Annotated in this window: 16 protein-coding genes; 6 read left to right on the plus strand and 10 right to left on the minus strand. The window is 71.6% G+C overall.

The annotated features are described in order from the left end of the window. Positions 1–160: 160 nt before the first annotated feature. Together I3V78_RS18490 and I3V78_RS18495 are read right to left on the minus strand one after the other, a co-directional pair. Complete coding sequence (locus tag I3V78_RS18490) at positions 161–997, minus strand: hypothetical protein (protein WP_204489788.1); 837 nt, start codon at positions 995–997, stop codon at positions 161–163. A gap of 11 nt (positions 998–1,008) precedes the next feature. Further along, the gene (locus tag I3V78_RS18495) at positions 1,009–2,283 is read right to left on the minus strand and encodes a hypothetical protein (RefSeq protein WP_204489789.1); all 1,275 of its coding nucleotides are present in this window, start codon (positions 2,281–2,283) and stop codon (positions 1,009–1,011) included. Positions 2,284–2,447: 164 nt separating this feature from the next. On the opposite strand from I3V78_RS18495, the gene aspS reads away from it, so the two are divergent. The 3 genes from aspS (at position 2,448) to I3V78_RS18510 (ending at position 7,451) form a co-directional block, all read left to right on the plus strand. Then, a complete protein-coding gene (aspS, locus tag I3V78_RS18500) occupies positions 2,448–4,268 on the plus strand; it encodes an aspartate--tRNA ligase (protein ID WP_204489790.1) in 1,821 nt (606 codons plus the stop codon). 162 nt (positions 4,269–4,430) lie between these two features. Beyond that, a complete protein-coding gene (locus tag I3V78_RS18505) occupies positions 4,431–5,348 on the plus strand; it encodes a diacylglycerol/lipid kinase family protein (protein WP_204489791.1) in 918 nt (305 codons plus the stop codon). 24 nt (positions 5,349–5,372) lie between these two features. Further along, entirely contained in the window at positions 5,373–7,451 is a 2,079-nt protein-coding gene (locus tag I3V78_RS18510; protein WP_204489792.1) for a carboxypeptidase regulatory-like domain-containing protein, read from the plus strand. Positions 7,452–7,455: 4 nt separating this feature from the next. Here the strand turns inward: I3V78_RS18510 and I3V78_RS18515 are convergent, their stop codons facing one another. Genes I3V78_RS18515 through I3V78_RS18535 form a run of 5 tightly spaced genes read right to left on the minus strand, consistent with a single transcriptional unit; the run spans position 7,456 to position 13,338 of the window. After that, a complete protein-coding gene (locus tag I3V78_RS18515; RefSeq protein ID WP_204489793.1) occupies positions 7,456–8,127 on the minus strand; it encodes a S8/S53 family peptidase in 672 nt (223 codons plus the stop codon). Beyond that, the gene (locus tag I3V78_RS18520) at positions 8,124–8,354 is read right to left on the minus strand and encodes a hypothetical protein (protein ID WP_204489794.1); all 231 of its coding nucleotides are present in this window, start codon (positions 8,352–8,354) and stop codon (positions 8,124–8,126) included. The genes I3V78_RS18515 and I3V78_RS18520 overlap by 4 nt, the downstream gene beginning before the upstream one ends. Further along, entirely contained in the window at positions 8,344–10,122 is a 1,779-nt protein-coding gene (locus tag I3V78_RS18525) for a peptidase domain-containing ABC transporter (RefSeq protein ID WP_204489795.1), read from the minus strand. The genes I3V78_RS18520 and I3V78_RS18525 overlap by 11 nt, the downstream gene beginning before the upstream one ends. Then, positions 10,122–13,106: a DUF1611 domain-containing protein gene (locus I3V78_RS18530; RefSeq protein ID WP_204489796.1), complete on the minus strand. Its 2,985-nt coding sequence runs from the start codon at positions 13,104–13,106 to the stop codon at positions 10,122–10,124. Before I3V78_RS18530 ends, I3V78_RS18525 begins: the two co-directional genes overlap by 1 nt. 4 nt (positions 13,107–13,110) lie before the next feature. Continuing rightward, positions 13,111–13,338: a hypothetical protein gene (locus I3V78_RS18535; RefSeq protein WP_204489797.1), complete on the minus strand. Its 228-nt coding sequence runs from the start codon at positions 13,336–13,338 to the stop codon at positions 13,111–13,113. A 73-nt stretch (positions 13,339–13,411) separates the two neighbouring features. Between I3V78_RS18535 and rd the strand changes: the two genes are divergently transcribed. Next, positions 13,412–13,582, plus strand: a complete 171-nt coding sequence (gene rd / locus I3V78_RS18540) for a rubredoxin (protein ID WP_204489798.1) — start codon at positions 13,412–13,414, stop codon at positions 13,580–13,582. Then, a complete protein-coding gene (locus I3V78_RS18545; protein WP_204489799.1) occupies positions 13,582–15,765 on the plus strand; it encodes a TonB-dependent receptor in 2,184 nt (727 codons plus the stop codon). Before rd ends, I3V78_RS18545 begins: the two co-directional genes overlap by 1 nt. Before the next feature lie 5 nt (positions 15,766–15,770). Here I3V78_RS18545 and I3V78_RS18550 read toward each other — a convergent pair whose 3' ends face one another. Further along, positions 15,771–17,738 (minus strand): beta propeller repeat protein, encoded by a 1,968-nt coding sequence (locus I3V78_RS18550; protein ID WP_204489800.1) that lies wholly within the window; start codon positions 17,736–17,738, stop codon positions 15,771–15,773. Between the two features lie 377 nt (positions 17,739–18,115). After that, the gene (locus I3V78_RS18555) at positions 18,116–20,206 is read right to left on the minus strand and encodes a sulfatase family protein (protein WP_239576479.1); all 2,091 of its coding nucleotides are present in this window, start codon (positions 20,204–20,206) and stop codon (positions 18,116–18,118) included. 246 nt (positions 20,207–20,452) lie between these two features. Here I3V78_RS18555 and I3V78_RS18560 point away from each other — a divergent pair, with 246 nt between their 5' ends. Continuing rightward, a complete protein-coding gene (locus tag I3V78_RS18560) occupies positions 20,453–22,042 on the plus strand; it encodes a hypothetical protein (RefSeq protein WP_204489802.1) in 1,590 nt (529 codons plus the stop codon). Between the two features lie 13 nt (positions 22,043–22,055). Here the strand turns inward: I3V78_RS18560 and I3V78_RS18565 are convergent, their stop codons facing one another. Then, positions 22,056–23,456 (minus strand): TraB/GumN family protein, encoded by a 1,401-nt coding sequence (locus tag I3V78_RS18565; protein ID WP_204489803.1) that lies wholly within the window; start codon positions 23,454–23,456, stop codon positions 22,056–22,058. Between the last annotated feature and the right edge of the window lie 43 nt (positions 23,457–23,499).

Genomic DNA, 23,499 nt, shown 5'->3' on the forward strand with positions numbered 1-23,499 from the left:
CGACCCCACCCCCACCAGAAGCAGCGCGCGTGCCAGCGGCTGAAGGTGAGGGGATTCGCGGGGTTGGACGCCAGGGCGTCGTCCGGAAGTCCCAGGACGTCCGCCCGGAGGGAAAAGTTTTCCCCGGTGTGTGCAGGTGGGATGACCCCGGGGGGCCGCCCTAGAAGGCGGTGCCGAGGCTCGCGCCGAAGAAGGTGTCGTCCTGGTAGCCGCGCCGGTAGCGCTGGGCCTCCAGGCGCCAGGCCAGCCGCACGTTGGTGGCGGCGGACAGCTGGGTGCGGCCGCGCAGGCCCACGCCGTACTGGATGAGCGACTTCACGCCGTCCACGACCGTCACCTTGCCGCCGGCCTCGATGGCGGTGTGCTGGTAGGCGATGCCGCCGCCGGCCTGCAGGAAGACGCCGTAGTCGGAGCTGTCCCCGAAGGTGAACTCGTACGCGGGGGCGATGGTGGCGTAGTGCAGCCGGGTGTCCCCGACGATGAGGCCCGTGCCCTCGCGCTGCCCGGCGTAGGTGTAGCGCACGTCGAACCAGAGCGCCTCGCGCAGGGGCTCGCTGTTGAGCAGCCGCCCGTACTCCCAGGTGAAGCGGCCCCCGAAGGCCGGCTGCGCGTCGCCCAGGGTCTGCCCGCGCGCGCTGCTCAGGAACATGACGCCGCCAATCACCTCGAAGGCCACGCCCGTGTTCGGATCATCCAGGTTCGCCATCCGCTGGAAGTCCTTCTCCTCCTCGTCGCCCTCGGCGGCGCGGCGGAAGTCCTCGTGCATGTCCCGCTCGGGGCGCTCGGGCGCGCGGCGGCGCGAGGGGCGCTCCTTCTGCCCCTCCTCCTCGTCCGGGTAGGCGTAGGGCGTGTCCTCGTCGGGGGACGTGGCGCGGCCCCGGCGGCTCTGGGACGGCTCGTCGTCCGGGTAGGCGTAGGGGGTGTCCTCGTCCTGGGCGAAGGCGGGCGAGGCCAGCACGAGGCCTCCCACGAGGAGGGAGAGCGGCCTGGAGGGCATGGCGCGGTTTGTCATGGGTCGCGGGGGAGGGCGGGGCACTCGCCGGTGGTCGTGGTGCTGGCGGGGCAGTCGTACTCGGTGTTGCCGACGAGCGCGCTGAGCGGAATCTGCAGCGCGTTGGCGAAGTTGGTGCACACCTGCTGGCGCAGGTCGACGTTGCCCGGGGGGATGTGCTGGACGATGGCCTTGGCGGCCTTGGGCAGCGTGAAGAGGTTCTGGTCCCCGATGGACGCCGACACGAGCTGGTTGAAGCCGGGCCGCGAGGTGTTCGTGTCCGAGTAGGCGGCCACGAGCGCGCGCGCCAGCGTCTGGCGCTCGGCCTCGGTTTTGGTGGAGCGGTAGAGCGCGTTGGCGAGCAGCGTGCCCAGCTGGTACTCGAGCCCGGAGATCACGTTGACGCTGGACTGGGTGATGTTGCGGTAGAGCAGCGCGCTCATGCACTGATTGAGGGACAGGTCGCGCGCGTTCACCGCCGCGTCGTCGAAGGACGTGGCGAGCACGCGCGTGTTGCACCCGAAGGCCGTGGGGCACGAGGCCACGTAGGCGTGGTAGTCGGCGATGCCCTCGTCCAGGGCCTTGAGCACGTTGAGGCCGGGGGTGGAGCTGCCACCCTGGGCCCACTCGTTGAGCGCGGTGGGCACGGCACTGCCGCCATACACGCGGCGGTTGAACACCAGGTGCGCGTACTCGTGGGTGAGGATGGAGGCGTTGGTGGCCAGCGGCGCCTTCTGCAGCGTGTCGAAGGGCAGCACCACGAAGGACTTGAGCGGCGGGTAGTAGAGCGCGTTGTCCGTGAGCGGCTGATCACTCACGTCCGCGAGGATGAACTCCGGGAAGTAGTGCACCGTCGTCTGCGGCAGATCCGCCTGGGGCACCGCGAGCGTGGTGGTGAAGTAGTCCCAGGCGCGCTCGAGGTTGTAGTACGTGGTGACGAGGTTCCACGTGTGGAAGTCCGCCGGCCACAGCACGCCCTGGGGGTCCGTGATGTAGCTGGCGGTGACGGAGCGGCCCGCGCTCTTGGTCATCGCGCGCGCCAGGGCCTCCTCGGTCCGGGCCGCCTGGAGCTCGGGGTCCGTGGGATCCAACCGGAGGATGGCGTTGCCCTCGATGCGGGCCACCTTGCCCTCCAGGGCGACGATGTCGGTGACCGTCTTGAGCTCCACCTCGGTGGGCGTGTACTCGCCATTGCTGGAGAGCACCAACGCGCGGACCTTGGTGGGCACCTGCGTCTGCGGCGCGCACGAGACGAGCAGGAGGGCGGCGGTGGCTGTCAGCTTTCGGACCATGTCGGTCTTCTTACTACGGCCACCGGGGGGGTCAGAAGCAAGCGGGAGAGCGGCGGACCCGCGCGGGCCGGGAAGGTCCCGGGGTCCTCGGAATCCTTGACGCGTCGTTTCCACGCTCTCTATGGTGCCGCCCCTTCCACTTCCCCCCTTGTGCAGGCGGTGTCATGGCGGTCCCGTTCATTACCGAGGTCAAGCGTACCCACACCTGCGGGCAGCTCACCAAGGCCCAGATTGGCGAGGAGGTCGTCCTCTTTGGCTGGGTGCAGAACCGGCGAGACCACGGCGGCGCGGTCTTCATCGACCTGCGCGACCGTGAGGGCCTCACCCAGGTCGTCTTCGAGCCGGACATCGCCAAGGAGGCCCACGAGACGGCGGGCCAGCTGCGGCTCGAGTACTGCGTCGGCATCAAGGGCAAGGTCGTCTCGCGCGGCAGCCAGGTCAATCCCAAGCTCAAGACGGGAGAGATCGAGATCAAGGCGTCCGACCTGACCATCTTCAACCGCTCCGAGCCCACGCCCTTCCTCATCGAGGACGACATCGACACGGGCGAGGAGAAGCGCCTGGCGTACCGCTTCCTCGACCTGCGCCGCCGGCCGCTGCAGCAGTCGCTCATCACCCGCTCGAAGATGAACGCGCTCACGCGCTCCTTCCTCAACGAGCACCGCTTCCTGGAGCTCGAGACGCCCTTCATGGGCAAGTACACCCCGGGCGGCGCGCGCAACTTCCTGGTGCCCAGCCGGCTCAACCCGGGCAAGTTCTACGCCCTGGCGGAGAGCCCTCAGCTCTACAAGCAGCTGTTCATGGTGGCGGGCTTCGACCGCTACTTCCAGATCGTCAAGTGCTTCCGGGACGAGGACCTGCGCCTGGACCGGCAGCCGGAGTTCACCCAGATCGATATGGAGATGAGCTTCGTCACCGAGGACGACATCTTCACCATCGTCGAGGGGCTCATCAAGAAGCTGTGGGGCGAGGTGCTGGGCATCGACGTGCCCACGCCCTTCATGCGCATGGACTTCGATGAGTCCATGGCCAAGTACGGCAACGACAAGCCGGACCTGCGCTTCGGGCTGGAGCACGTGGTGCTCACGCAGCTCATCCGCGAGCACGGCGCCGCGGGCGGCGTGCCCATGATCTTCGAGGCGGTGGAGCAGGGCGGCATCGTCAAGGCCATGGTGGTGCCCGGCGACAAGCCGATGAGCCGCGCGGAGAGCGACAAGCTGGAGGAGTTCGCCAAGCAGAACGGCGCCAAGGGGCTCGCGCGCGCCAAGGTGGGCGAGGGCGGCGAGTGGACCCAGTCCCCGCTGTCCAAGACGATCACCCCCGCGCTGCGCCAGGCCATCAACCAGGCGTGCGGCGCCAAGACGGGCGACCTGCTCTTGTTCCAGTTCGGCCGCGAGTCGCTGGTGCACACCGTCATGGCCAACCTGCGCGTGCACGTGGCCAAGAAGCTCGGCCTCATCCCCGAGTACGGCAGCGGCGGCGTGTGGAAGTTCCTCTGGGTCGTCAACCCGCCCCTGTTCGAGTACGACGAGGACAGCAAGACGTGGGCGGCGGCGCACCACGCCTTCACCCGGCCGCACGACGGGGACGTGCAGTACCTGCTCACCGAGCCGGGCCGCGTGAAGTGCCACCGCTATGACGTGGTGCTCAACGGCTTCGAGATCGGCGGCGGCTCCATCCGCCTGCACGATCCGAAGGTCCAGGCCGAGGTGTTCAAGGCGCTGGGCATCGGCGAGGAGGAGGCGCGCACGAAGTTCGGCTTCCTGCTGGACGCGCTCAAGTTCGGCGCGCCGCCGCACGGTGGACTGGCGCTGGGCATGGACCGCCTGGCGTTCCTGCTCACCGGCGTGGAGTCGCTGCGCGACGTCATCCCGTTCCCCAAGACGAAGACGGGCACGGACCTGATGACGGGGGCGCCGGGCGACGTGGACGAGCGGCAGCTGCGCGAGGTGCACGTGCGCGCCGCGCCCCTGCCGCAGAAGTAGCCAGCGGCCCTCCCGAGGGCGGCCCCGCTCGCCCCCCGGGCGGGCCCCCCCGGAAGACAAGACACACCCTGGGGAAAATCGCCTCGCACCGTGCGCACTCCCCAGTGGTGCGTGCCGGGCCTCCCGCTGTAAAGATGCGACTTCTTTGGAGGACCAGGGCCGATGAAGACGTTTCTCGTGGTGAACCCGCGCAGCGCCAGCGGTGAGACGGGCAAGCGATGGGCGGAGATCTCCGGCCAGGTGACCCGCTCGATCGGCGATTTCGGCTTCGGATTCACCGAGCGTGCCATGGACGCCGTGCGCATGACGCGTGACGCGCTCCAGGCGGGCTACGACTGTGTCGTCGCGGTGGGCGGCGATGGCACCGTCAACGAGGTCGTCAACGGCTTCTTCGCCGAGGGCAAGGCCATCAACCCCCAGGCGGCCCTGGGCCTCATTCCCCGGGGCACGGGCGGCGACTTCCGGCGGGCCTTCGGCTGGGAGCTGGACCTGGAGTCCGCCCTGGCGCGCTTGAGCTCGGACAAGACGGAGCCCTTCGACGTGGGGCACGCCGAGTACGTCAACCACCAGGGCCAGACGGAGTCGCGCTACTTCGCCAACATCGCCTCCTTCGGCGTGAGCGCCACCATCGCCCACGAGGTGAACGCGGGCAGCAAGGCGTTCGGCGGCAACCTGAGCTTCCTGTGGGGCACGGTGAAGACCCTGGCCAAGTACAAGGATCGCCAGGTGCGGCTGCGCGTGGACGGAGGCGCGCCCGAGACGCTGGGCATCACCGTGGTCGCCGCGTCCAACGGCCGCTACTTCGGCAGCGGCATGTGCGTGGCCCCCCGTGCCCTCACCGATGACGGCCGCTTCGATCTGACGCTCTGGCAGGACTACCGGCTGTCCGACTTCATCATCAAGTCCAAGGGCGTCTACAACGGCGACCACACCACCTGGAACAAGACGCGCTACCTCCAGTGCAACACCCTGGACGCGGAGAGCGACGACGAGGTGTTCCTGGAGATGGATGGCGAGGTGCCCGGCAAGCTGCCCTGCCGCATCCGCCTGCTGCCCGGCGCCATCCGGCTCAAGGTCTGAGCCCGGGCCGGAGGGTGCGCTAGCGTGCGCCGCTCACGTCGGCTCGGGTGGCTCGGGGCCCTGTTGCTGCTGGGGCTCGGCGGGGGGCTGTTCGTGCGCTCCGGCGAGGACCCCGGCCCGCGGACCGCTCCCGAGACGTCCCGTCCCCTCCCACGCGCGGCGCCGAGGGCCTCGTCCGGAGTTCTCCCGGCGCGTGTCTCCGCTCCCCAAGTGACGCCCGCGTCCCGCGCCTCTGGACCGGTCCTCCGGGGCCGCACGGTGGTGGAGGGAACGGAGGAGCCGCTGCCCCTGGTGGCGCTCGTCCTCTCCCGCCAGGAGCCCGGTGCGGCGCCCTGGGACGCGGCCTCGGCGCCCGAGGCGGCGCGCGTGGACGCCACGAGCGACGCCCGGGGGGACTTCCAGGTGGAGGGGCTGCCGCCGGGTCTCTACCGGGTGGAGGCCCAGTCCCCGGGGTACGTCCGTGGGATCCTGGACGCGGTGTGGGTGCCCCGGCGCGAGCCGCTGCGCGTGGCGCTCGCGATGGCGTGTGTCATCGAGGGCTTCGTCGTGGATGCGCGGGGCCAGCCCGCCGCCGGGGCCGAGGTGCATGTGACGGGGTCGCCCGCCCAGTGGGTCTCCACGGGCGCGGGAGGCGGCTTCTCCGTCGAGGTGGAGCCCGGGGTCCACGTCCTGTCCGCCCGGCGTGGCGAGGAGGCGGGCGCGCTCGAGCGGCCCCTCGTCTCGGTGCGGGGGCACACGACACGGGACGTGCGCATCCAACTGGGCGCCGGCGCGGTGCTCGAGGGGCAGGTGGTGGCGGCCCGGAGCGGCGCGCCCGTGAAGGACGCCTGGATCGAGGTGACGCCGCATGGCACCGAGGGCGCCTCCCACCAGGCGCGCTCGGACGCCGAGGGGCGCTTCTCGGTGGGCGGACTCGCCCCGGGGGCCCAGGACGTGCGGGCCCATGCGCAGGGCTTCTCGGGGGCCTCGCGGCGCGGGCTGGTGGTGCGCGAGGGGGAGCGCTTCCCGCTGCGCCTCGAACTCGAGGCTCAAGGCGCGGTGGAGGGCGTGGTGCGGGATGCGCGGGGGCGGCCCCTGCCTGGCGCCCTCGTCACGGGAGTTTCCTTCGTGGAGGCGGAGGCGCTGCCCGAGACCCGGACGTCCCAGGCCGATGCCTCGGGACACTACCGGCTGGACGGGCTCGCCGTGGGTCCTCGGCTCGTCACCGCGCGTCCGGAGGGCTCGTCCTGGCGGGGCGCCAGCCAGTCCGTGGACGTGCGCGAGGACAGGGTGGCGCGGGCGGACTTCACCCTGGCGGCGACGGGCGCCATCGAGGGCAGGGTCCGGGCCTCGCGGGGCGCGCTCCCCCCGAAGGCGCTGGAGGTGACGTCCTCGTCCCAGGGCGAGGGAGCGCACGCCGCGGAGCTGGGCTGGGCCACGGTCTCGGCCTCGGGCGACTTCCACCTGGAACTGCCGGCGGGCACCCATGAGTTGCTGCTCGTGCAGGACGGGCGCGCGGCCGGGACGCCCACGCCCGTTTGGGTGGAGGCGGGCCGGACGGCACGGAGCGAGCTGGTGTGGGACGCGACCCGGGCCGAGGCGCGCGAGGCGAACACCCTGCGCGGCACCGTGTTCGAGCCGGACGGCACGCCTTCGCCGGGGGCGCGCGTCATCGTGGCGCCCCGGGACACCCCCGAGACCCCCTGGAGCGTTGTCCTCACGGACGACGCGGGACGCTTCGCGGTCGACCTGACCTCCAGTCCGCGTCCGCTGTCGGTGAGCGCGCGCCAGGGCGGTCGCGTCAGTGGGCGGTCGGTCCTGGCGGCGGACGCGCGGGAGCTCGGGGTGCGGCTGCGGCCCTCGGCCTCGCTGCGGGGCCGGGTGCTGGGCGAGGGCGTGCGGGGCTTCACGCTCACGCTCCAGGAACGCGTCGACTTCGGCGCGCCCGGAGAGGGCCGCTGGGAGTTCTCCGGAGACCGCTTCGAGCTGAGCGACGTTCCCGCCGAGCCCCTGCACCTGGTGGTGCGCACGTCGGAGGGCCGGCGGGGGACGGTGCGGATCTCCCCGGCCGAGGGCGCGCGGGTGGAGGTGGACATCCCCCTGAGCGCCGTGCTTCCCCGCTAAGGGCTCACCCCCCGCGCAGCAGGCCTCCCGCGGTCACGGCACAGGCGTAGCTGGTCGTCATGGGGGCCTCGTGCCAGGCGCCGCCCATGTAGATCCGCACCGTGCGCTCGCTCACCACGTGATCGACCTTCACGCCCTTGCCGGCCACCCGGTCCATGAGCTCCAGATCGCCCACCGCCATCACCGAGGGCAGCCGCGCGGGCAGCGTGGGCAGGGCCCCCGCCGAGCAGACGATGACGGCGCCCCGGGCCACCGCGCGGTCGATCACCTCGCGCATCGGCGCCTCCATCCCGTCCTCGGTCGTGCCCAGGCTCAGGTTGAGCAGGTCCACCCCCACGTCGTCGAGCATCCAGTCCAGCGCCTCCACCAGGCACAACGAGGAGGCGTGCACCTGGTGTCCGAAGATGCGCGCCACGTACAGCTCCACGTCGGGCCAGGGCCGCGCGTGCGCGTGCAGGAGGCTCAGGACGGCGGTGCCATGCCCGTGGGTGTCCTCCACCTCCAGCGCGCACGTGCCCTGCCGCCAGGCCTCCAGCTCGTCCGCGTCATAGATGCGCGTCTCCAGCTCGCCCGAGTCCAGGTCCAGGGTGAAGCTCGCGGCGCCCGCCAGCCGCAGCGCCTGCTCGCGCAGGAAGGCCACCTCCACGCCGCTGTCGATGATGCCCACCTTCTTCATGGAGCCTTCTCCCACCCCGCGAGCAGGCCGAGCTCCCGGGCCACGTAGCGCCCCAGGGACATCGGCTCGGGCGCGTTCAACCGCACGAGCGCGCCCACCAGACACAGGCCCGTGAGCAATCCGCCCACGAGCAACACCGAGAGGGTGCCGACATGCCGCACGACGAAGGCGCCCGGATGCTGGGGATCCGGCACCAGGCGCAAGGGGGCGCGGGGCCTAGGCGGCATGGGCCTCGCCCTCGCTGGCGCGGAACAGCCGCTGATAGGGGGCGCAGCGCGTGAGCAGCTCCACGTGCGGCCCCTGGCCCACCAGCTCCCCTCCGGACAGCATCCACACCTCGTCGGCGAGCGGCGCGTTGGCGAGCCGGTGCGTGATGAACACCACCGTCTGCCCCCGCTCCCGGGCCCGGGCGAGCACCGCGCGGACCACGGAGGCCTCGGTCTCCACGTCGAGCTGGGACGTGGCCTCGTCGAGCAGCAACACGGGGGCGTCCCGCAGCACCGCCCGCGCCAGGGCCAGCCGCTGCCGCTGCCCTCCGGACAGGCTCGCGCCGCCCTCGGCCACCGGGGTGTCGTACCCCTGGGGCCACGAGGCGACGAGCGCCTCCAGCCCGCACAGCCGCACCGCCTGCTCCAGCTCCTCGGAGGAGGGGAGGCGATCGAGCCCCAGCGTCAGGTTCTCGCGCACGGTGCCGTGGAACAGCTCCACGTCCTGCCACACCACGGCGAGCTGCCGGCGCAGGTCGGACAGCTCCAGCGCCCAGGCGTCCTCCCCGTCGTAGCGCACGTGGCCCTGGCCGGGCTTCTCCAGACGCGTCAGCAGCCGCGCGAGGGTCGTCTTGCCCGAGCCGCTCGGCCCGACGATGGTCACCACCGTGCCGGGCGCGATGCGCGCGCTCACCCCACGCAGCACGTCCTCGCCGGGCGCGTAGGCGAAGGACACGGCCTCCAGCGCCACCGCGCCACCGAGCCGCCGCGCCACGGGCCCCCGGGGCCTCAGCGCGCGCTCCGGATCCTGCTCCGGCGCCTCGTCCAGGTAGCCGAAGAAGCGCTGGAGGTGGACGCCGCGCTGCTGCACGCTCGTGACGAAGGAGATGATCTCGATCACCGGGCCGCGCAGGTACGCGGCGTACGCGATGAAGGCCATGTAGTCGCCCAGGGTCAGCTCCCCCCCGAGGATGAGCCGCCAGCCGAGCCAGGTGAAGAGCGCGAGCTGGGCCGCCTCCACCGTGCGCTCCACGAGCCGCAGCAGGCCATCCACCCCGTGCGCGCGCAGGTTCGTGCGGAGCACGGCCTGGGTGCGCTCCGCCACGCGCTGGTACATCAACGGCTCCAGGCCCAGCACCTTGCTCGTGCGGCTCTGCCGCAGGGCCTCCAGTTGCAGCGCGTTGAGCGAGGTGTGGGCGCCCACCACGTCCTGCCACGCCTCGCCCATGGCGCGTCCGATGACGAGCGGCACCAGCACCGTGAGGGGCAAGAGGGCGAGGGCCGCCAGCGCGAGCTTCCAGTGCAGGGTGGCCAGCGTGAGGGGGATGATGAGGACGTAGGCCCCCTGCGAGAAGACGAGCCGCACGAGGCCCACCACCAGGCCGAGCCCCGCCCGGGTGTCATCGAAGCGGCTGGCGATCTCCCCCACCTGCCTCTGGGAGAAGAAGCGGTCGGGCAGGTGCTGCACGTGGTTGAAGAGGTGGAGGGTGAGCGAGCCCTCCAGCTTGATGTTCAGGTAGGACGAGTAGAAGCCCAGCAGCGACTCGGCGAGCACCGAGGCCAGGGCGGCCGCGAAGATGCCCGCCACGAGCACCTGGAGCAGGTCCACGTCTCGCGAGGGGGCGACGTGATCGAACACCAGCTTGGTGAGGTAGGGCGGAATGAGGCTGAGCAGGGTGATGACGGGGCCGAGCGCCGCCCCCCGGGTCATCGCGCCCCAGGCGGGCCGCAGCACGCGCACGAACGCCACCAGGTCGCCCAGCGATTGTCTCAGCCCCGGCGCCTTCATCACAGACAGGTGAGCACGGCCCGCGCGAGCGAGTCGGCTTCCTCGGGAATGGCGTAGACGCGCAGGCCCGTCCCCCGCGCCAGCCGGTGCCGGGCCTCGTCCAGGACCTCGTCGCGCACACCGAGGAACCACGTCTCGGTCCACCGGCTGCCGTGCAGCTTGCGCCCGCCCATCATCGCGAGCCCCACCACCTCGCAGGGCACACCGTGCTCGCGCGCCAGCGTGTCCAGGTACTCGCACGTGGCCCGGACGTCCTGGGCCGGCGTGTCCACCGCCACGGTCAGCACCACCAGCCGGGGCAGGAACGTGCCGTAGATGAGCGTGGAGGCGTTGTCGCGCCGGGTCCCTCCCGGCGGCGTGTAGAGCAGACCGTTCTGCCCGCCGGTGAGCACCAGATCGCACCCCTCGGCCAGGTCCGCCATCAGCCGCCGCTCGAAGGCCCGCCGCTGGGACAGCTCCACGTGCAGCACGCGCGAGTACCCCGTGTCCGCGCCCAGCAGGATGCCGGTGGGCTCGGTGGCGTGGTGGCGCACGCGCAGGTGCCGCGCCAGGGCCTCGCGCAGGTAGAGCTGCGTGGTGAACTTGCCCTGCACCGTGTCCGTGCCGAACACACCGAGCACGTTGCGCGGCGGATAGCGCTCCGGCTCCCGCGCGGCGAGCGCGTCCTGCTCGGGCACGGCCACCCGGTAGAAGCGCTCCGGGTCGACGTCCAACCCCTCGAACAGGTCGTAATAGAGGATGTCGTCGTACAGCGACACCACGGGCAGGCCCCGGCGCGTCGCCACTTCCAGCAAGGCGCGCACGTGCGGCACCTCGGACTCGAAGTTGAGCGAGCTCGTGAAGATGACCGCGTCGAAGTCGTGCCGGGCGATGGCCGCGGGATCGTTGCTCACCGGCACCGACGTGGGGCCCGCCTGGATGTACGTGCCCGCGTCCTCGAGCGCCATCTGGTCGTCGAAGACGATCCGCGGCGGCGCCAGTGCCTGCTCGCGGAAGCGCAAGAGCGCGTAGCCTTCCTTGTTGTACTTGAAGACCGCGGCGCGCCGTCCCCGGAGCACCCCCTCCAGCGCCTCGCGCGTGTACACGTGGCGGCTGCGCACGGTGGGCGCGGCCTTCAACGGCAGCCGCTCGTCGCCCTCCCAGATCTCCCCGAGCTGCTGGTAGAGCGACTGCGTGTCGTACTTGGGAAGGGCCTGCCCGTCCTGCGTGATGAGCAGCGGCACGCCGTAGTCCGGCATCCGGAAGGTGTGCACGGGCGCCTCTCCCTCCACGCGCAGCGCGTAGTGGCCGAGCGGATGCAGCAGGAAGTATTGGAAGCACACGCGCAGGCCCGCCACGTCGACGACCTCGGGCTCCAGGGTGATCTCCCGCGGATGTTGGGCGCGCGCGTCCTCCTGGGACAGCCGCTGGAGGACGAAGGGCGGGGCGGGCGCATCCCCCGGCACGCCCACGTACACGAGCAGGCACTTGAAGGGATCCACCGGGTAGGCGGCGAGCAGTCCGGGCTCGAACGGGGGCAAGCGCGAGAGGACCTGGGCGTAGCGCTCGAGGAACATCTCCCGGGCGCGCTCGCGCTGGGAGGGATCCGGCATCATGAAGGGCAGGTCGCTGCCGCTGAACAGCTCGAAGAGGCGCCACGTCTCCTGGTGCTCGGGCCCCTCGGGCGGCGGCAGGTGCGCCTCCACCTGCTTGATGAGCGCGTACATCCAGCAGTTGTCCGGCGTCAGCCAGTGCTCGCTGTAGAAGTCGCGGCCCCACGTCGAATAGTAGAGCCGCGGCACGGCCGGAGGCTCGGGAGGAGCCGGGGGCGGGAGCGCGGGCGTCGTCTCGGGCTGGAGCACGCCCTCGAGCCAGTCGATGCCCTCGTGCCACCAGTGGCCGAACAGCTCGGTGTCGAACGCCAGCACGAACGTCCGTCCGTCCTGCACCAGCGCGCGCCGCGCGTCGAGCAGCTCCCAGAAGGCCCGCACGTGGTGGGGGACCTGGGCGCGCGCGGCCTCCACGTCATAGAGCGCCTTGTGGCCCAGCCCCACGTTCGCGCCACTCACCGCGTGGTACTTGATGCCCGTCCACGCCTGGCCGCGCTTGTGGGCGGGAATGGGCACGCCCAGCTCGTCGAAGTACTCGGGCACCACGTCGTGGCCCAGGTCCCGGAAGAACTCCCGGTACACGGGGTGCGACGGGAAGGTGGCCTCGGGCGACTTCCACAGGTTCAGGGCGACCCGGTAGTCGTGGACGAGCACCTCCAGCGCGTCATGGCGGAACACGCCGCTCGGATCATTGGGCAGGTAGGCACCAATGCCCTGGAGGCTGAGCGCGGTGCGGTGCACCCCCCGGCGCGTGAGCACGCGCTCGAGTCCCGGCTGGAAGGCGCACTCCGGCAGCCAGAGCCCATCCGGAGCGCGGCCGAAGACGTCCGCGAAGGACTCCACGCCGCGCGCCACGAACCGGTCCGCGGTGGCGGGCGTGAAGAAGGGCAGGAAGTTGTGCTGGGGCGTGGACGTCCACAGCTGCACGCCGGGCGGCGTCTCGCGCCCGAGCTGCCCGAGCACGTCGCGCAGCGAGTGCTCCTGGAGGAAGGCGAGGCTGTCTTCCACGCGCCGCAGGTACATGCCCGCCGTGCGGTGCATCCGGCCCAGCTCCTCGTCGGAGCGCGCCTGGGGGTAGCGCTCGAAGCGGTTGTACAGCTCCAGCCGCGAGGTGCGCTCCAGCTCGCGCGTGGCGATGCGTCCGAGCAGGTGCAGGTACTGGGTGTAGCGCGCCTCGCAGGTGAGCAGCTGCTCCACCAGGCACGGGGTGAAGGACATCACCCACGTGCCGGTGAAGCGCCGCGCATCCCACCGCGTCAGCATCCGCAGGAGCGGAAGGTAGGTCTCCGTCAGCGCCTCGAAGAGCCAGTTCTCTGGCTCGTCGAGGAGGGGGCCCGTGCCCAACACCTGGGGCATGTGCGTGTTGAGCAGGAGGACGAGGCGGGGGTCGTTCATTGCCTCAGCGCACGGAGCAGTCGGCGTTGACGCGACCGGCATCCTCGGGCGAGGGCGTGGTGCCGTCCTCGCAGATGCGGTGGTTGGGGTTGTTGATGTTCTGCCAGGCGGTGCCGCCGGCGGAGCCGACGATCACGTAGCCCCAGCTGGGGCAGGAGGAGAAGCCGGACACGTCGGGCTTCGTGCTGACCGTCCGCAGCAGGTCGGCGACGTTCTTTCGCGTGTAGCGCATGGGGAGTCCCGGGGGGTAGGAGGGTGGAGCGGGTCCAGCCTAGCCCAGGTTGCATTTGCTAGGGTGAGGGCCCATGGCCCTGACCAAGTACCGTTGCCTGCCGTGCAACCACATCTACGATCCCGCCGAGGGAGACCCCACCTCGGGCATTCCCGCCGGGACCGCCTTCGCGGATCTGCCCGAGGACTGGATCTGCCCGGACTGTGGCGCCTCCAAGGCGGATTTCGAACCCATGGAGGAGTGATGCGCGCGCTCGTGCTCGGACTGCTGCTCGCGGCGACGGGGGCCTGGGCGCGGGAGCGTCTGTCGGGAACCGTGCGCGACGCGGAGACCGGGCAGCCCCTTCCGGACGTCGTCGTGACCGCGACGTCTCCCAACCTCCAGGGCGAGGCGGTGGGGGTCACGGACGTCCAGGGCGTGTACCGTTTCGAGGCGCTGCCCGAGGGGCGCTACACCCTGCGCTTCGACGGGGAGGCCTTCAAGCCGCTCAGTCGGTACGACGTCGCCGTGACGGAGGCCGCGTCCCTCCTGGACGTGGAGCTTCGCGTCGAAACCGAGCTCTCCTATATCTATGTCCATCCCTGCGGGCCCCCGGTCGTCGACATCGGCTCCACGGAGACGGGCTGGGCGGACGAAGCGGGCAGGGAATTCTACCGGCTCCTCCCGGTGAGTCCCCCCACGGCGCCGGGCGCCCGGGTGCGCTCCTTCGACAGCCTCGTGGGGCTGCCACCGGGCCTTCAGGATGAAAGCGCGGGCGTGTCCATCCGAGGCGCCTCGTTCTTCGAGAACCCGTACGTGCTGGACGGGCTCTTCCTGCAGGATCCCGTGCTGGGCCTCAACCCACTGCCTCTGAGCGTGGAGCTGCTTCAGGACCTTCCCCGCATCCTCTCGGGCGGGCACCAGGCCGGACGCGTCAATGGGCTGGGGGGCGTGATCGAGGTCACGACACCCGAGGGGAGCAACGAACTCCACGGCTCGGTGTTCGGGACTTGGACTCCCGGGGGACGCCTGTCCCAGATGGACCTGGGGGCGACCCTGGGAGGCGCGTTCGTGAAGGACCGGTTGTACTTCTTCGCCGGGGTGGCGCCGGGACTCGGCTGGACCTCCTCACCGGGACTGGCGCTCGAGTCCCCCGTCCCGCAGGCCCTCGCCCGGCTCACCTACGCCCACGACGCCCATCACCACCTCTCGCTCTCGCTCGTCACCAGCGCGGCGCGAGCGAGTGGCGCGGAGCCGGTGGGCGCGGAGGGGCTCACCACGCTCTCGTCCCTGCGCTACCGGGGCTTCGACCTGGGCGGCCATCTGTTCACCGAGGCGAGTCTGGGATGGACCTGGCAGAGCGCCTGGCGGACCCCGGGCGGGCTGCGACGTCAGCAGGCCCAGATCCAGGCCACCTGGTGGGCGCCCTTCCACCTGACGCTTCAAGCCGGGGCGAGCGCCGACCGCGCGAGCACGGAGGACTACACCAGCACTCGCGCGGGTGGCTTCCTCCAGGCCAGCATGGATGTCCTGCGCGGGCTGACGGTGAACGCGGGCGCACGCTACGACGTGCAGTCCGTGAACGCCTGGAAGCAGGGCACCTCCTTCTCGGTGGGGCAGGGGGTGTCACCCCGGGTGGGGCTCGTCGCGGACCCCCTGCGTGAGGGCCGGATGCGGCTGTTCGCGCACTACGCGAAGTATCAGGGGCCGCTGCTGCTCGGACTGCTCGCGGCCCTGCCCGGGTCGGGCGTCATCGACCCGAAGCTCACGGCGCCCGCGTCCCACGAACTCCTCGCGGGCGCCGAGTACGAGCTGTGGCTCCGGAGCCGGATCGGCTTGAGCGCCTCACGCCACTGGCTGGACACGGACCTCGCGCACGTGCGGGGCCCGGACGGCGTCGTGCTGCTGGGCAATCCGGGCCAAGGGCTGGCGACGAGCGTGCCCGCGGCGTCACGCACCCGGGACGCCCTGTCGCTCTGGCTCGAGCGGCCCTTCTTCATGCGCTGGTCGGGATGGCTGCTGCGGGCGAGCTATACCTGGGCGCGTCTGTCTGGAAATGACCCGGGGCCCTTCGTGCTGTCCGACGTCGGAGCCGGAGGCCTCGCGCCTCGGTTGGTCTCGGACGCGCTGCCCGGAGACGCCTCGGGGTTCCTGCCCCTGGACCGCACGCACACGGTGCGCCTGCTCGCCGCGCGGGAGTTCGAGCTGTCGAACTCCTGGTCCACGAGCCTGGGCCTCGCGTATCGGGGCCGCTCGGGCACGCCGCTCGATCCGACGGGCGCGGAGCGGACCCCCTGGGAGCACGACGTCGATGCGCGGTGGGTGGTGGGGTACGCCCGGCCAAGCCGCGCCGCGCTGTCCTTCTCCCTCGAGGTCTACAATCTGCTCGGCCTCGAGGACGCCCGGGCCCCCCGTCAGGGGCGCCTGGGCGTCCGGTATGACTTCTGAGGCGCTCAGGGCCGGTAGTCGTAGAGGATGCCGTCCTCGGTCGCCGCGAAGATGACGCCGCCCTTGCTGCTCAGGGAGCGGATGCGGCCGGGCACGAGGGCGCGCGGCGTCCACCGCAGGCCATCGAAGTGGTACAGCCGCGTGCCGGCATACTCTTGCTGCGGCACCGCCATCCACATGTCCGCCGCGCCCGAGCCCGCGAGCAATCCCACCGGCAAGTCGTGAGGGAACTCCCCGGCGGACTGGAAGGTGCGCCCATCCCACCGCAGGACCCGCACGGGCGCCTCGTCGGAAGAGTCGAGGGCGTCCAGGATCCAGACATTCGAGGGAGAGGTGCCCGACACGCGCCGGAAGTGGTGACCGGCCTGCTCGTACACGGACGTCCAGCTCTGGCCATCCCAATGCAAGACGAGGCCGACCTCCTCGCCTTCGCCGGAAATGTTGCTGGTCGGATACCAGCCCACGAGCCACACGTCATCCGGGCCGCTGCCCCAGATGTCCTGGAGGATGTAGGTGGGCCGGATGTGGGGGAGCAACCCGCGCGTCCAGGTCGTGCCATCCCAACGCCAGACCGAGTAGGTGTTTTCCAGGGGCGGCACGCCCACGACGAAGGCGGCCGTGGGGCTCGCGGCCCAGCCGAACAGGAGGGCGTCCGAGATAGGCGGGGCGTTGCTCCACGTCTGACCATTCCACTGGATGAGCGGCACCTCGCCCCATTGAATGCTCCAGATGTTCTCCGGTGATGTGCCGAAGGGACGGCCGTAGGTGCGTCGCGGCTCACTTCCCTGGCTGCTCGCGCTCCAGCGCGACCCATCGAAGGCGAGCCGGGTGCCGGAGAGCGTCAGGCCCCAGGCGCGATCTCCCTCCATCGCGCCGACCGTGGACACGCGCAGCCAGGTGGAGGCCGTGAGCCGCCAGCGCTCCCCATCGAAGCGCACGAGCCCGTGCTCCTCGGAGAACCCGAAGAGGATGCCCGAGCCGCTGCCCCAGACGCGATGGGGAGACCGGGTGCGGCACACGCGCGTCCACTTCGAGCCATCGAAGTGCAGCACGCCATTGAGCCAGACGTCCGTGGGCCCCGTGCCCCAGAGCGCGCTGAAGTGCTCGTAGTCCAGGTCGCCCAGGCCCTGGAAGGTCCGCTGGGCCGTCCAGCGCTGTCCGTCCCAGTGCGAGCGGGTGGAGCTGACCGAGCCGTAGTCCTGGTAGAGCCCCCCCACGACCCAGATGTCGTCGGGCCCGCTGGCCCACACATCCCGGGCCCCCTTCACGCCACAGTCCGTCCGCGACCACGTCTGGCCATTCCAGCGCTGGCAGACATCACCGCCCGCGGCCAGCGCGTCCTGGGGACCCAGGGCCCAGACATGGGTGGTGAAGGGCGTGCCGTCCGCGTGCGACTCCGGCTCGACGGGCGTCCAGCCGGGCGTCTCGCGGAGGGTCTGGCCATCCCAGTGCAGCGCGAGGTTGGGGCCCACGAGCCAGACATCCTCGGCGGAGGTGCCGGACACGCCGGTCAGATCCTCCCGCGAGGTGAAGTCCAGACGGCGCCAGCGCGTCCCGTCCCAACGTGACACCACGCCCTCGGCGCCCACGGCCCAGACATCCCGCGAGTTCGCGCCCCAGACGGCCTGGAGGCGTTGGTAGCCGGGCAGCTCCACCTGGCGCCACGACGAGCCCTCCCAGTGCAGCGCCAGGCCATTGCCCACGGCCCAGACATCGTCGTCGCCGAAGCCCCACAGGTCGGTGACGCTGTCGCGGCCCATGTAGCCGTTGCTCGTGCACCAGCCGCCGTAGCACTGGCGCACGCCGCGCACGCCCCCACTGATGGGCTCCAGGTCCGCGATGGGCGCCAGGCCGGTGCAGGAGGCCAGGGCCGGCGGGGTGGCACACGTGTTGGGCGAGCCCTCGGCGGCGCCGCACTTCTGCGAGCCCGAGCACGTGCCACAGTCGAGGGTGCCGCCACAGTTGTCCGTCACGAGGCCACAGAACCGGCTGCTGCCGAGTCCACCGCAGGACGACTGGGGAGTGCACGTAGCGGGAGGAGCGCAGGCGCCACAGTCGAGCATGCCGCCGCAGCCATCGGACACGACCCCGCAGAGGCCGCTGCCCGACGCGCAGGTGTGCGGCGCACAGGAGGAGGGAGGCGCCTCCGGGGAGGGCGTGACGGGAGTTGGCGGTGCCTCCGTGACGAGGGGTGGCGAGACGTCCGGCGCGCGGGGCTCCTCCACCGTGCTTCGGGTGCAACCCAGTACGGCGCTCAATCCCAGTGCGATCCACAACCCTCGCATATGTGTCCCTCTCCGGCCCGGTGGGCAGGGTAGGGACGGGTCATGGAGGGCGGAAGCTCACGTGTTCAATTCCTGTCGGCCCTATCCCACGAGCGCTCGCGGTGGAGCCGGGCGCGCAGGGACGCGACGACCTCGGGGTGCCGGTCGGAGACCTCGTCGCGCTCCTCGGGGTCCGCCTGGACGTCATACAACTCCACGCGCAAACCCCCGGGCGTGGGCAACTCCAAGAGCTTCCAGCGGCCCAGGTAGAGGCCCCGGTGTTTGGCTTTCTCCACCGTCGCCTCCCACTCGGGCTTGAGGTGGATGTCCCCCGTGCCCTTGTCCACCGTCATGCTCTCGTAGAGCCAGGGATAGGGCAGGCGGTAATCCTGGTAGCGCTGGCCATCCCGGTCGGAGAACCAGATGTCCGTCTCCAGCAGCGCGGGCAGGTCCTCCACCTCCGGCACCGCGCCGCCCGGCACGAGTTGCGCGGCCAGCGAGCGGCCCTGGAAGCGCGCGGGCGCGGGCACGCCGAGCAATTCCAGCACGGTGGGCGCCACGTCGATGGCCCGCGCGCGGGTGGGGAGCGTGCGGCCCTCGGCCACCTGGCCCGGCCAGCGCAGGATGAAGGGCACCCGCAGCGCCTCCGAGCCCCACAGGTGCTCGCCATGGCCGAGGCCCCGGTCGCTCTCCTCCAGGTGCTCGCCGTGGTCCGAGAGGATGACCACCAGCGTGTTGTCCGCGAGCCCCCGCCGCTCCAGTTCCTCCAGGGTCCGCCCCACGAAGGCATCGAAGGCGAGCACGCCCGCGTCGTAGTTGGCCACCAGGGCCGCCACGTCCGAGGGCGTCGGGGGCGCGGGCGCGGGCTCCATCTGGGGCGTGGCCCCGAAGCGCCAGGGTCCGCGCTCGCCCGGCGCGAGGAAGCGGCCCTCGTACGGGTGGGGCGCGGCGTAGGGAAAGTGTGTCACCGAGGCGAAGACGAGCAGCGCGAAGGGCGCCTCGTCCCGCTGGAAGTCGTCCAGCGCGCGCCGGGTGCTCGCCGCGAGCGGGCTCGTATCCGTGAGCTCGGGGAACTGCTGACGCTCGGGGAAGAAGGCGGGCACGAGCGCCGTCCAGGGCAGGAGCGTCACCTGGGTGATGAGCATGCGCTGGCGGATGAGGTCCGGGAAGTTGAAGGCCGGGGCCTCCACGTGCGCGAAGCCCAGGGGCAGGCGCGAGAAGATGTCCCCCGCGTAGTCGGACAGCACCGCCGTGCGCCAGCCGGCCTCGCCCAGCGCGGTGGCGAGCGTGGGGAAGGAGGCGGCACGGGCCTCGGGGCCCACCATGGTGTGGCGGATGGGATGCTGGCCCGCCCACTGGCCGCTGAGCAACGTGGTCCACGAGGGGCCCGTGCGCGGAATCTGGATGAGCGTCTGCTCGAACTGGCTGCCCTCGCGCAGCAGCCGATCGATGTTCGGCGACGTCGGCCGGGGATAGCCATTGCCCGAGAGGTGATCCGGCCGGAGCCCGTCCGAGGCGAGGATGAGCAGGTTGGGCCGGGAGCGCGTCGGCGCCGCGACGGGGGCGGGATTCCACGCGAGGAGCAGCCCCGCGACCACCGCGCCCACCACCATCACGCCCAACGGGCGCGCGAGCCGCCGTCCCTCCCACGCGGGGTCACGGTGGGCGAGCACGCGCCAGCAGGCCAGGACAGGCCCCGAGGCGACGAGCAGCAAGGCCCCGGCGCGCCAGGGCGCGGGCTCGGTGCCGCTGACGCGCAGCAGCACGGCCTTCGTCCAGGCGGCCCGCTCGTAGAGCGTGGCGGCATACAGGTGCGGGTGCTGGGCGATGTCCCCCAGACAGGCGAGCAGCGCGAGGACGAGGCTCGCGCCGAAGACGCCCAGGAACACCCGGGCGCGCCGCTCGGCCCGCGCGCCCCACGCCCCCAGACCGAACAGGAGCCCCGCGAGCAGCCCGAGCACCGTGTGGGCCGTGAGCAGCCGCGCCACCTGCCGGAGCACGTCCCCCCGGAACTCGCGCCACACCAGGGCCGTCAGGTCGCTGTTGGCGTTGCCCTGGTAGCCCAGCTGCATGTTGAACACGGCGCACAGCGTGTAGAGCCCGAGGAAGGCACACAGGCCGCCTCGGCAGGCCCAGAGCAGCACCCGGGTGAGGGGCAGGGGAGTCGAGACGCGCATGTCGCCCCACACCTTGCGCATCCAGGGAGCGAGCGGGCACCCCCGAGGGGGGCGCTTTCCGCCCAATGTATAATAATTGCCTAATCTGGTTTGTTTTGACTTCCGGGGTTGCGGTGGTTGACTTGTCACGTGGTGAGCAGTGCCGCCGCGTGCCGTTTCCCCCTCGGTTCGCCGCTCCAAGACAGACAAGGACCCCCCATGATGAGTCGTCCCGTTGTTGGCCGTTGGGCTCGCGTATCGCTGTGGGTGTTGACGGGTTGCGCCGGGTCCGCCTGGGCCGAGGCGCCCACGGCGCCCACGGCCTCGGCGGGCCTGGCGGTGGACATCCCGCTGCCGCCGCCCTTTCCCGGACCGACGAACGAGCCGCTTCCCACCGACGAGCCCATCGTGCCGGTGGAGGAGCCACCCGAGCCGCCCGCGGCCGCCACCTGGGCGCCGCTGACCTGGGCGAACGAGCAGCCCGGCCAGTACAACTCGGACGTCTACCGGTGGCTGGACGCGCGGGGCGAGCCGCGCGCGGCGGTGCTCACGCGCAACACCGGCATGGACCCGGGCGGCAGCCACGGCGGCATGCTGCGGCAGTTCCGCTACCGGGTGGGCCAGCAGGAGCGGGTGTCCACGGGCACGGGGGCCAGCTCCGGCCCGGGCTGGGTGTGGAACGGCTGGGGGTATGTGGTGAGCCACGGCGGGGATGGCTCGGTGCGCACGTCTTCGAACATCCCGGGCAACTACCGCCAGGTCTTCCTGGGCCGGCACCACGCGGTGCACGAGTTCACCTGGCAGATTCCCATCGGCGGCATCCCGGTCAAGACGACGGTGCAGTGGTTCTTCGCCACGGGGCGCGACCACCCCGTCTACGCCGTCACCTTCGACAGCAGCGCCGCGGGCCCCGGGGGCATGAACTTCAGCGCGGACTCGCGCACGCCCTACGGTGACATCGCCTGGGACGGGGATGGCACGCAGGCCTGGGTGGATGGCGTGAAGTGGGGCGACAAGCGCCGCTTCTTCTCGCGCGACGAGCCGCTCACCGCCCAGAGCAAGTGGGACTACACGCAGCTCAACGTGGTGCCCTACGCCGGGGCCTGGTCGCGCTCGGCCGACGCGGAGATGGGCATCGTGCAGACGCTCGACTGGATGCAGCACAACACGGGCGGCACCTGGTTCCACAACAACTGGGGCCACGTCTCGGAGAACCGCGCCGAGTCCGACGTCTTCGGCTCGTGGATGATGCCGCCCAACTGGAACTGGCCCTACCAGCTGTGCCAGTACGAGATGAGCGACACCCAGCCCACGCGCAGCAAGCGCCTCGCCTGGGGCCTCATGTACGGCGCCGTGGGCAGCGCGTCCTACTACGGCTACGGCTACGAGAGCATGGGCGTGGGCCACCCCTACCAGAGCTACTCGGTGTTCATGGTGATGGGCCGCCAGAGCGCGGGCACGGTGGACACGCAGGTGACCGAGGTGGAGCGCCTGCTCGGCTCGCGCCTGACCGCCACGCAGGGCAGCGTGGTGGCCCAGGGGCCGGGCGGCGTGGGCCGCACCGACACCGTGAACTACGCGCTGTCCGGCTACAACAGCACGTACGGCGTCCACGAGCTCCAGGCCGCCTCGGGCGGGGCCTTCTCCGTGACGCTCAACGCCGCCGCGGGCACGCTCAAGAACCCCACCTTCCTCGTGCGCGGCCTGGACGCGGTCCCCGCGCGGCTGACCCTGGACGGCGTGACGCTCCAGGCGGACGCGGACTACTTCGCCTCGTATGACGCCAGCACGCGGCGGGCGTGGCTCACGCTGCGCCGCGACTGGACGGGCGCCCACGTCCTGGCCACCGCGCCCTGAGCGCCCGGGCCCGTCACCGCACCGCCGGGGGGGAGGCGGTGATGGGCCCCACGTAGAAGACGCCGTGGTAGCCGTCCCGGCTGCGCTTGCCGAACAGGTGCACGAAGAAGCGGTCCCCGTTGTCCTTGCCCTTGGCCGGGCGCTCGCCACACGCGAGCTTCTGCCGGGCGCCCTCCACCGAGCAGATCCACGCCGTGCCGCTCGCGTAGGCCACGTCCAGCCCCACCACGGTGGGGTGTGCCTGGGCCACCCGCGCGCCCATGGGCTGGAAGTCCTTGTCCCAGGGCACGCCCCGCGTGGTGCGCGCGTGGATGTTGCCCGTCACCACCAGGAAGAGGCGCTGGGGCTCCGCCTGGAGCCGCGCGAGCACCGTCCCGGCCATCCGGTCCTCGTGGGGCTGACCCTTGAGCAGCGGGTGGTCGAACGCGAACACGTCCACGTCCTGGCCCTGGGCCCGCAGCCGGCGCAGCTGCTCCAGCACGTTGACGATGGCCTCGCTGCTCCGCCCGTCCGCGTAGGGGTTGCGCCAGAAGTCCGCCTCCATGAGCCGGGCGAGATCCTCCGGCATGCCCGCGCTGCGCACGAACGCGGCCACGCGCTCCTGGTGCTCCACCGGCAGCTCCAGGCCCACCGTCACCGGCAGGCCATTGGACGCGCTCTGGCAGGCCGCCTGGGCGACGAAGCGGGGCACCTCCTGGGTGCCGTGCAGCTCCCCCAACAGCAGCACGTGGCCCGCCTTGGCCTGGGCGTACAGGCCGATGATGGACTGTCCGCACTCCACCGCCAGGGACGGCGGGGGCACGGGCGGCGACAGGGTCTGGGTCTGGGTTTTCGGGGCCGCCGTCTCCTGCTTCGCGAGCAGGGGCGCCACCGCCCGGTGGACCTTCCACTCCATCACCAGGTCGCGCGAGCTCTGGGCCGAGCCGTTCATGATGGCGATGTCGCCCACGGGCTTGTCCGTGTTGTCCGCCAGATCCTCGATGCTCAGCATCGAGCCCCCGGGGCCGCCGCTGCCCCCGCCACCCGCCGAGCCCACGGCCCGGCTGATGCCCCAGTCCAGCTCGCGGCCCGCCCGGGACAGCGTCTGGTTGGCGCTCCGGGTGACGCGGATGACCCACACCTTGGCGCGGGTGGGCGTCTCGCGCTGGCCCACCACGAGGTAGCGGTGCCAGAAGCCCGCCACCCGCGAGCCGCCGAACTCCTCGCGCCACTCCGTCTGGAGCCGGAAGTTGCCCGTGTCCTCGCGGAAGGACAGTCGGTTGTCGGTGAAGAACTGGCGGACCCCGGGCCAGATCTCCTCCAGGGGGGCGTCGTAGACGGCCTCCTCCTCCGGAATCTCCAGCTCCTTGAAGCCCGCGGCGCACCCGCAGGCCAGCGAGACGAGTCCCACGAGCACGACACTCCACATCCGCATCTGGGCTGCCCTCCCGGCGGACATGTCCGCTTGGACCCGGGAA

It is taken from the genome of Archangium primigenium (assembly GCF_016904885.1).
Lineage (GTDB): Bacteria > Myxococcota > Myxococcia > Myxococcales > Myxococcaceae > Cystobacter > Cystobacter primigenius.

Bases quoted from the DNA above. Each gene is read 5' to 3' on its own strand.
- I3V78_RS18490 (WP_204489788.1), bottom strand. From the start codon at position 997: ATGCCCTCCAGGCCGCTCTCCCTCCTCGTGGGAGGCCTCGTGCTGGCC.
- I3V78_RS18495 (WP_204489789.1), bottom strand. From the start codon at position 2,283: ATGGTCCGAAAGCTGACAGCCACCGCCGCCCTCCTGCTCGTCTCGTGC.
- aspS (WP_204489790.1), top strand. From the start codon at position 2,448: ATGGCGGTCCCGTTCATTACCGAGGTCAAGCGTACCCACACCTGCGGG.
- I3V78_RS18505 (WP_204489791.1), top strand. From the start codon at position 4,431: ATGAAGACGTTTCTCGTGGTGAACCCGCGCAGCGCCAGCGGTGAGACG.
- I3V78_RS18515 (WP_204489793.1), bottom strand. From the start codon at position 8,127: ATGAAGAAGGTGGGCATCATCGACAGCGGCGTGGAGGTGGCCTTCCTG.
- I3V78_RS18520 (WP_204489794.1), bottom strand. From the start codon at position 8,354: ATGCCGCCTAGGCCCCGCGCCCCCTTGCGCCTGGTGCCGGATCCCCAG.
- I3V78_RS18525 (WP_204489795.1), bottom strand. From the start codon at position 10,122: ATGAAGGCGCCGGGGCTGAGACAATCGCTGGGCGACCTGGTGGCGTTC.
- I3V78_RS18530 (WP_204489796.1), bottom strand. From the start codon at position 13,106: ATGAACGACCCCCGCCTCGTCCTCCTGCTCAACACGCACATGCCCCAG.
- I3V78_RS18535 (WP_204489797.1), bottom strand. From the start codon at position 13,338: ATGCGCTACACGCGAAAGAACGTCGCCGACCTGCTGCGGACGGTCAGC.
- rd (WP_204489798.1), top strand. From the start codon at position 13,412: ATGGCCCTGACCAAGTACCGTTGCCTGCCGTGCAACCACATCTACGAT.
- I3V78_RS18545 (WP_204489799.1), top strand. From the start codon at position 13,582: ATGCGCGCGCTCGTGCTCGGACTGCTGCTCGCGGCGACGGGGGCCTGG.
- I3V78_RS18555 (WP_239576479.1), bottom strand. From the start codon at position 20,206: ATGCGCGTCTCGACTCCCCTGCCCCTCACCCGGGTGCTGCTCTGGGCC.
- I3V78_RS18565 (WP_204489803.1), bottom strand. From the start codon at position 23,456: ATGCGGATGTGGAGTGTCGTGCTCGTGGGACTCGTCTCGCTGGCCTGC.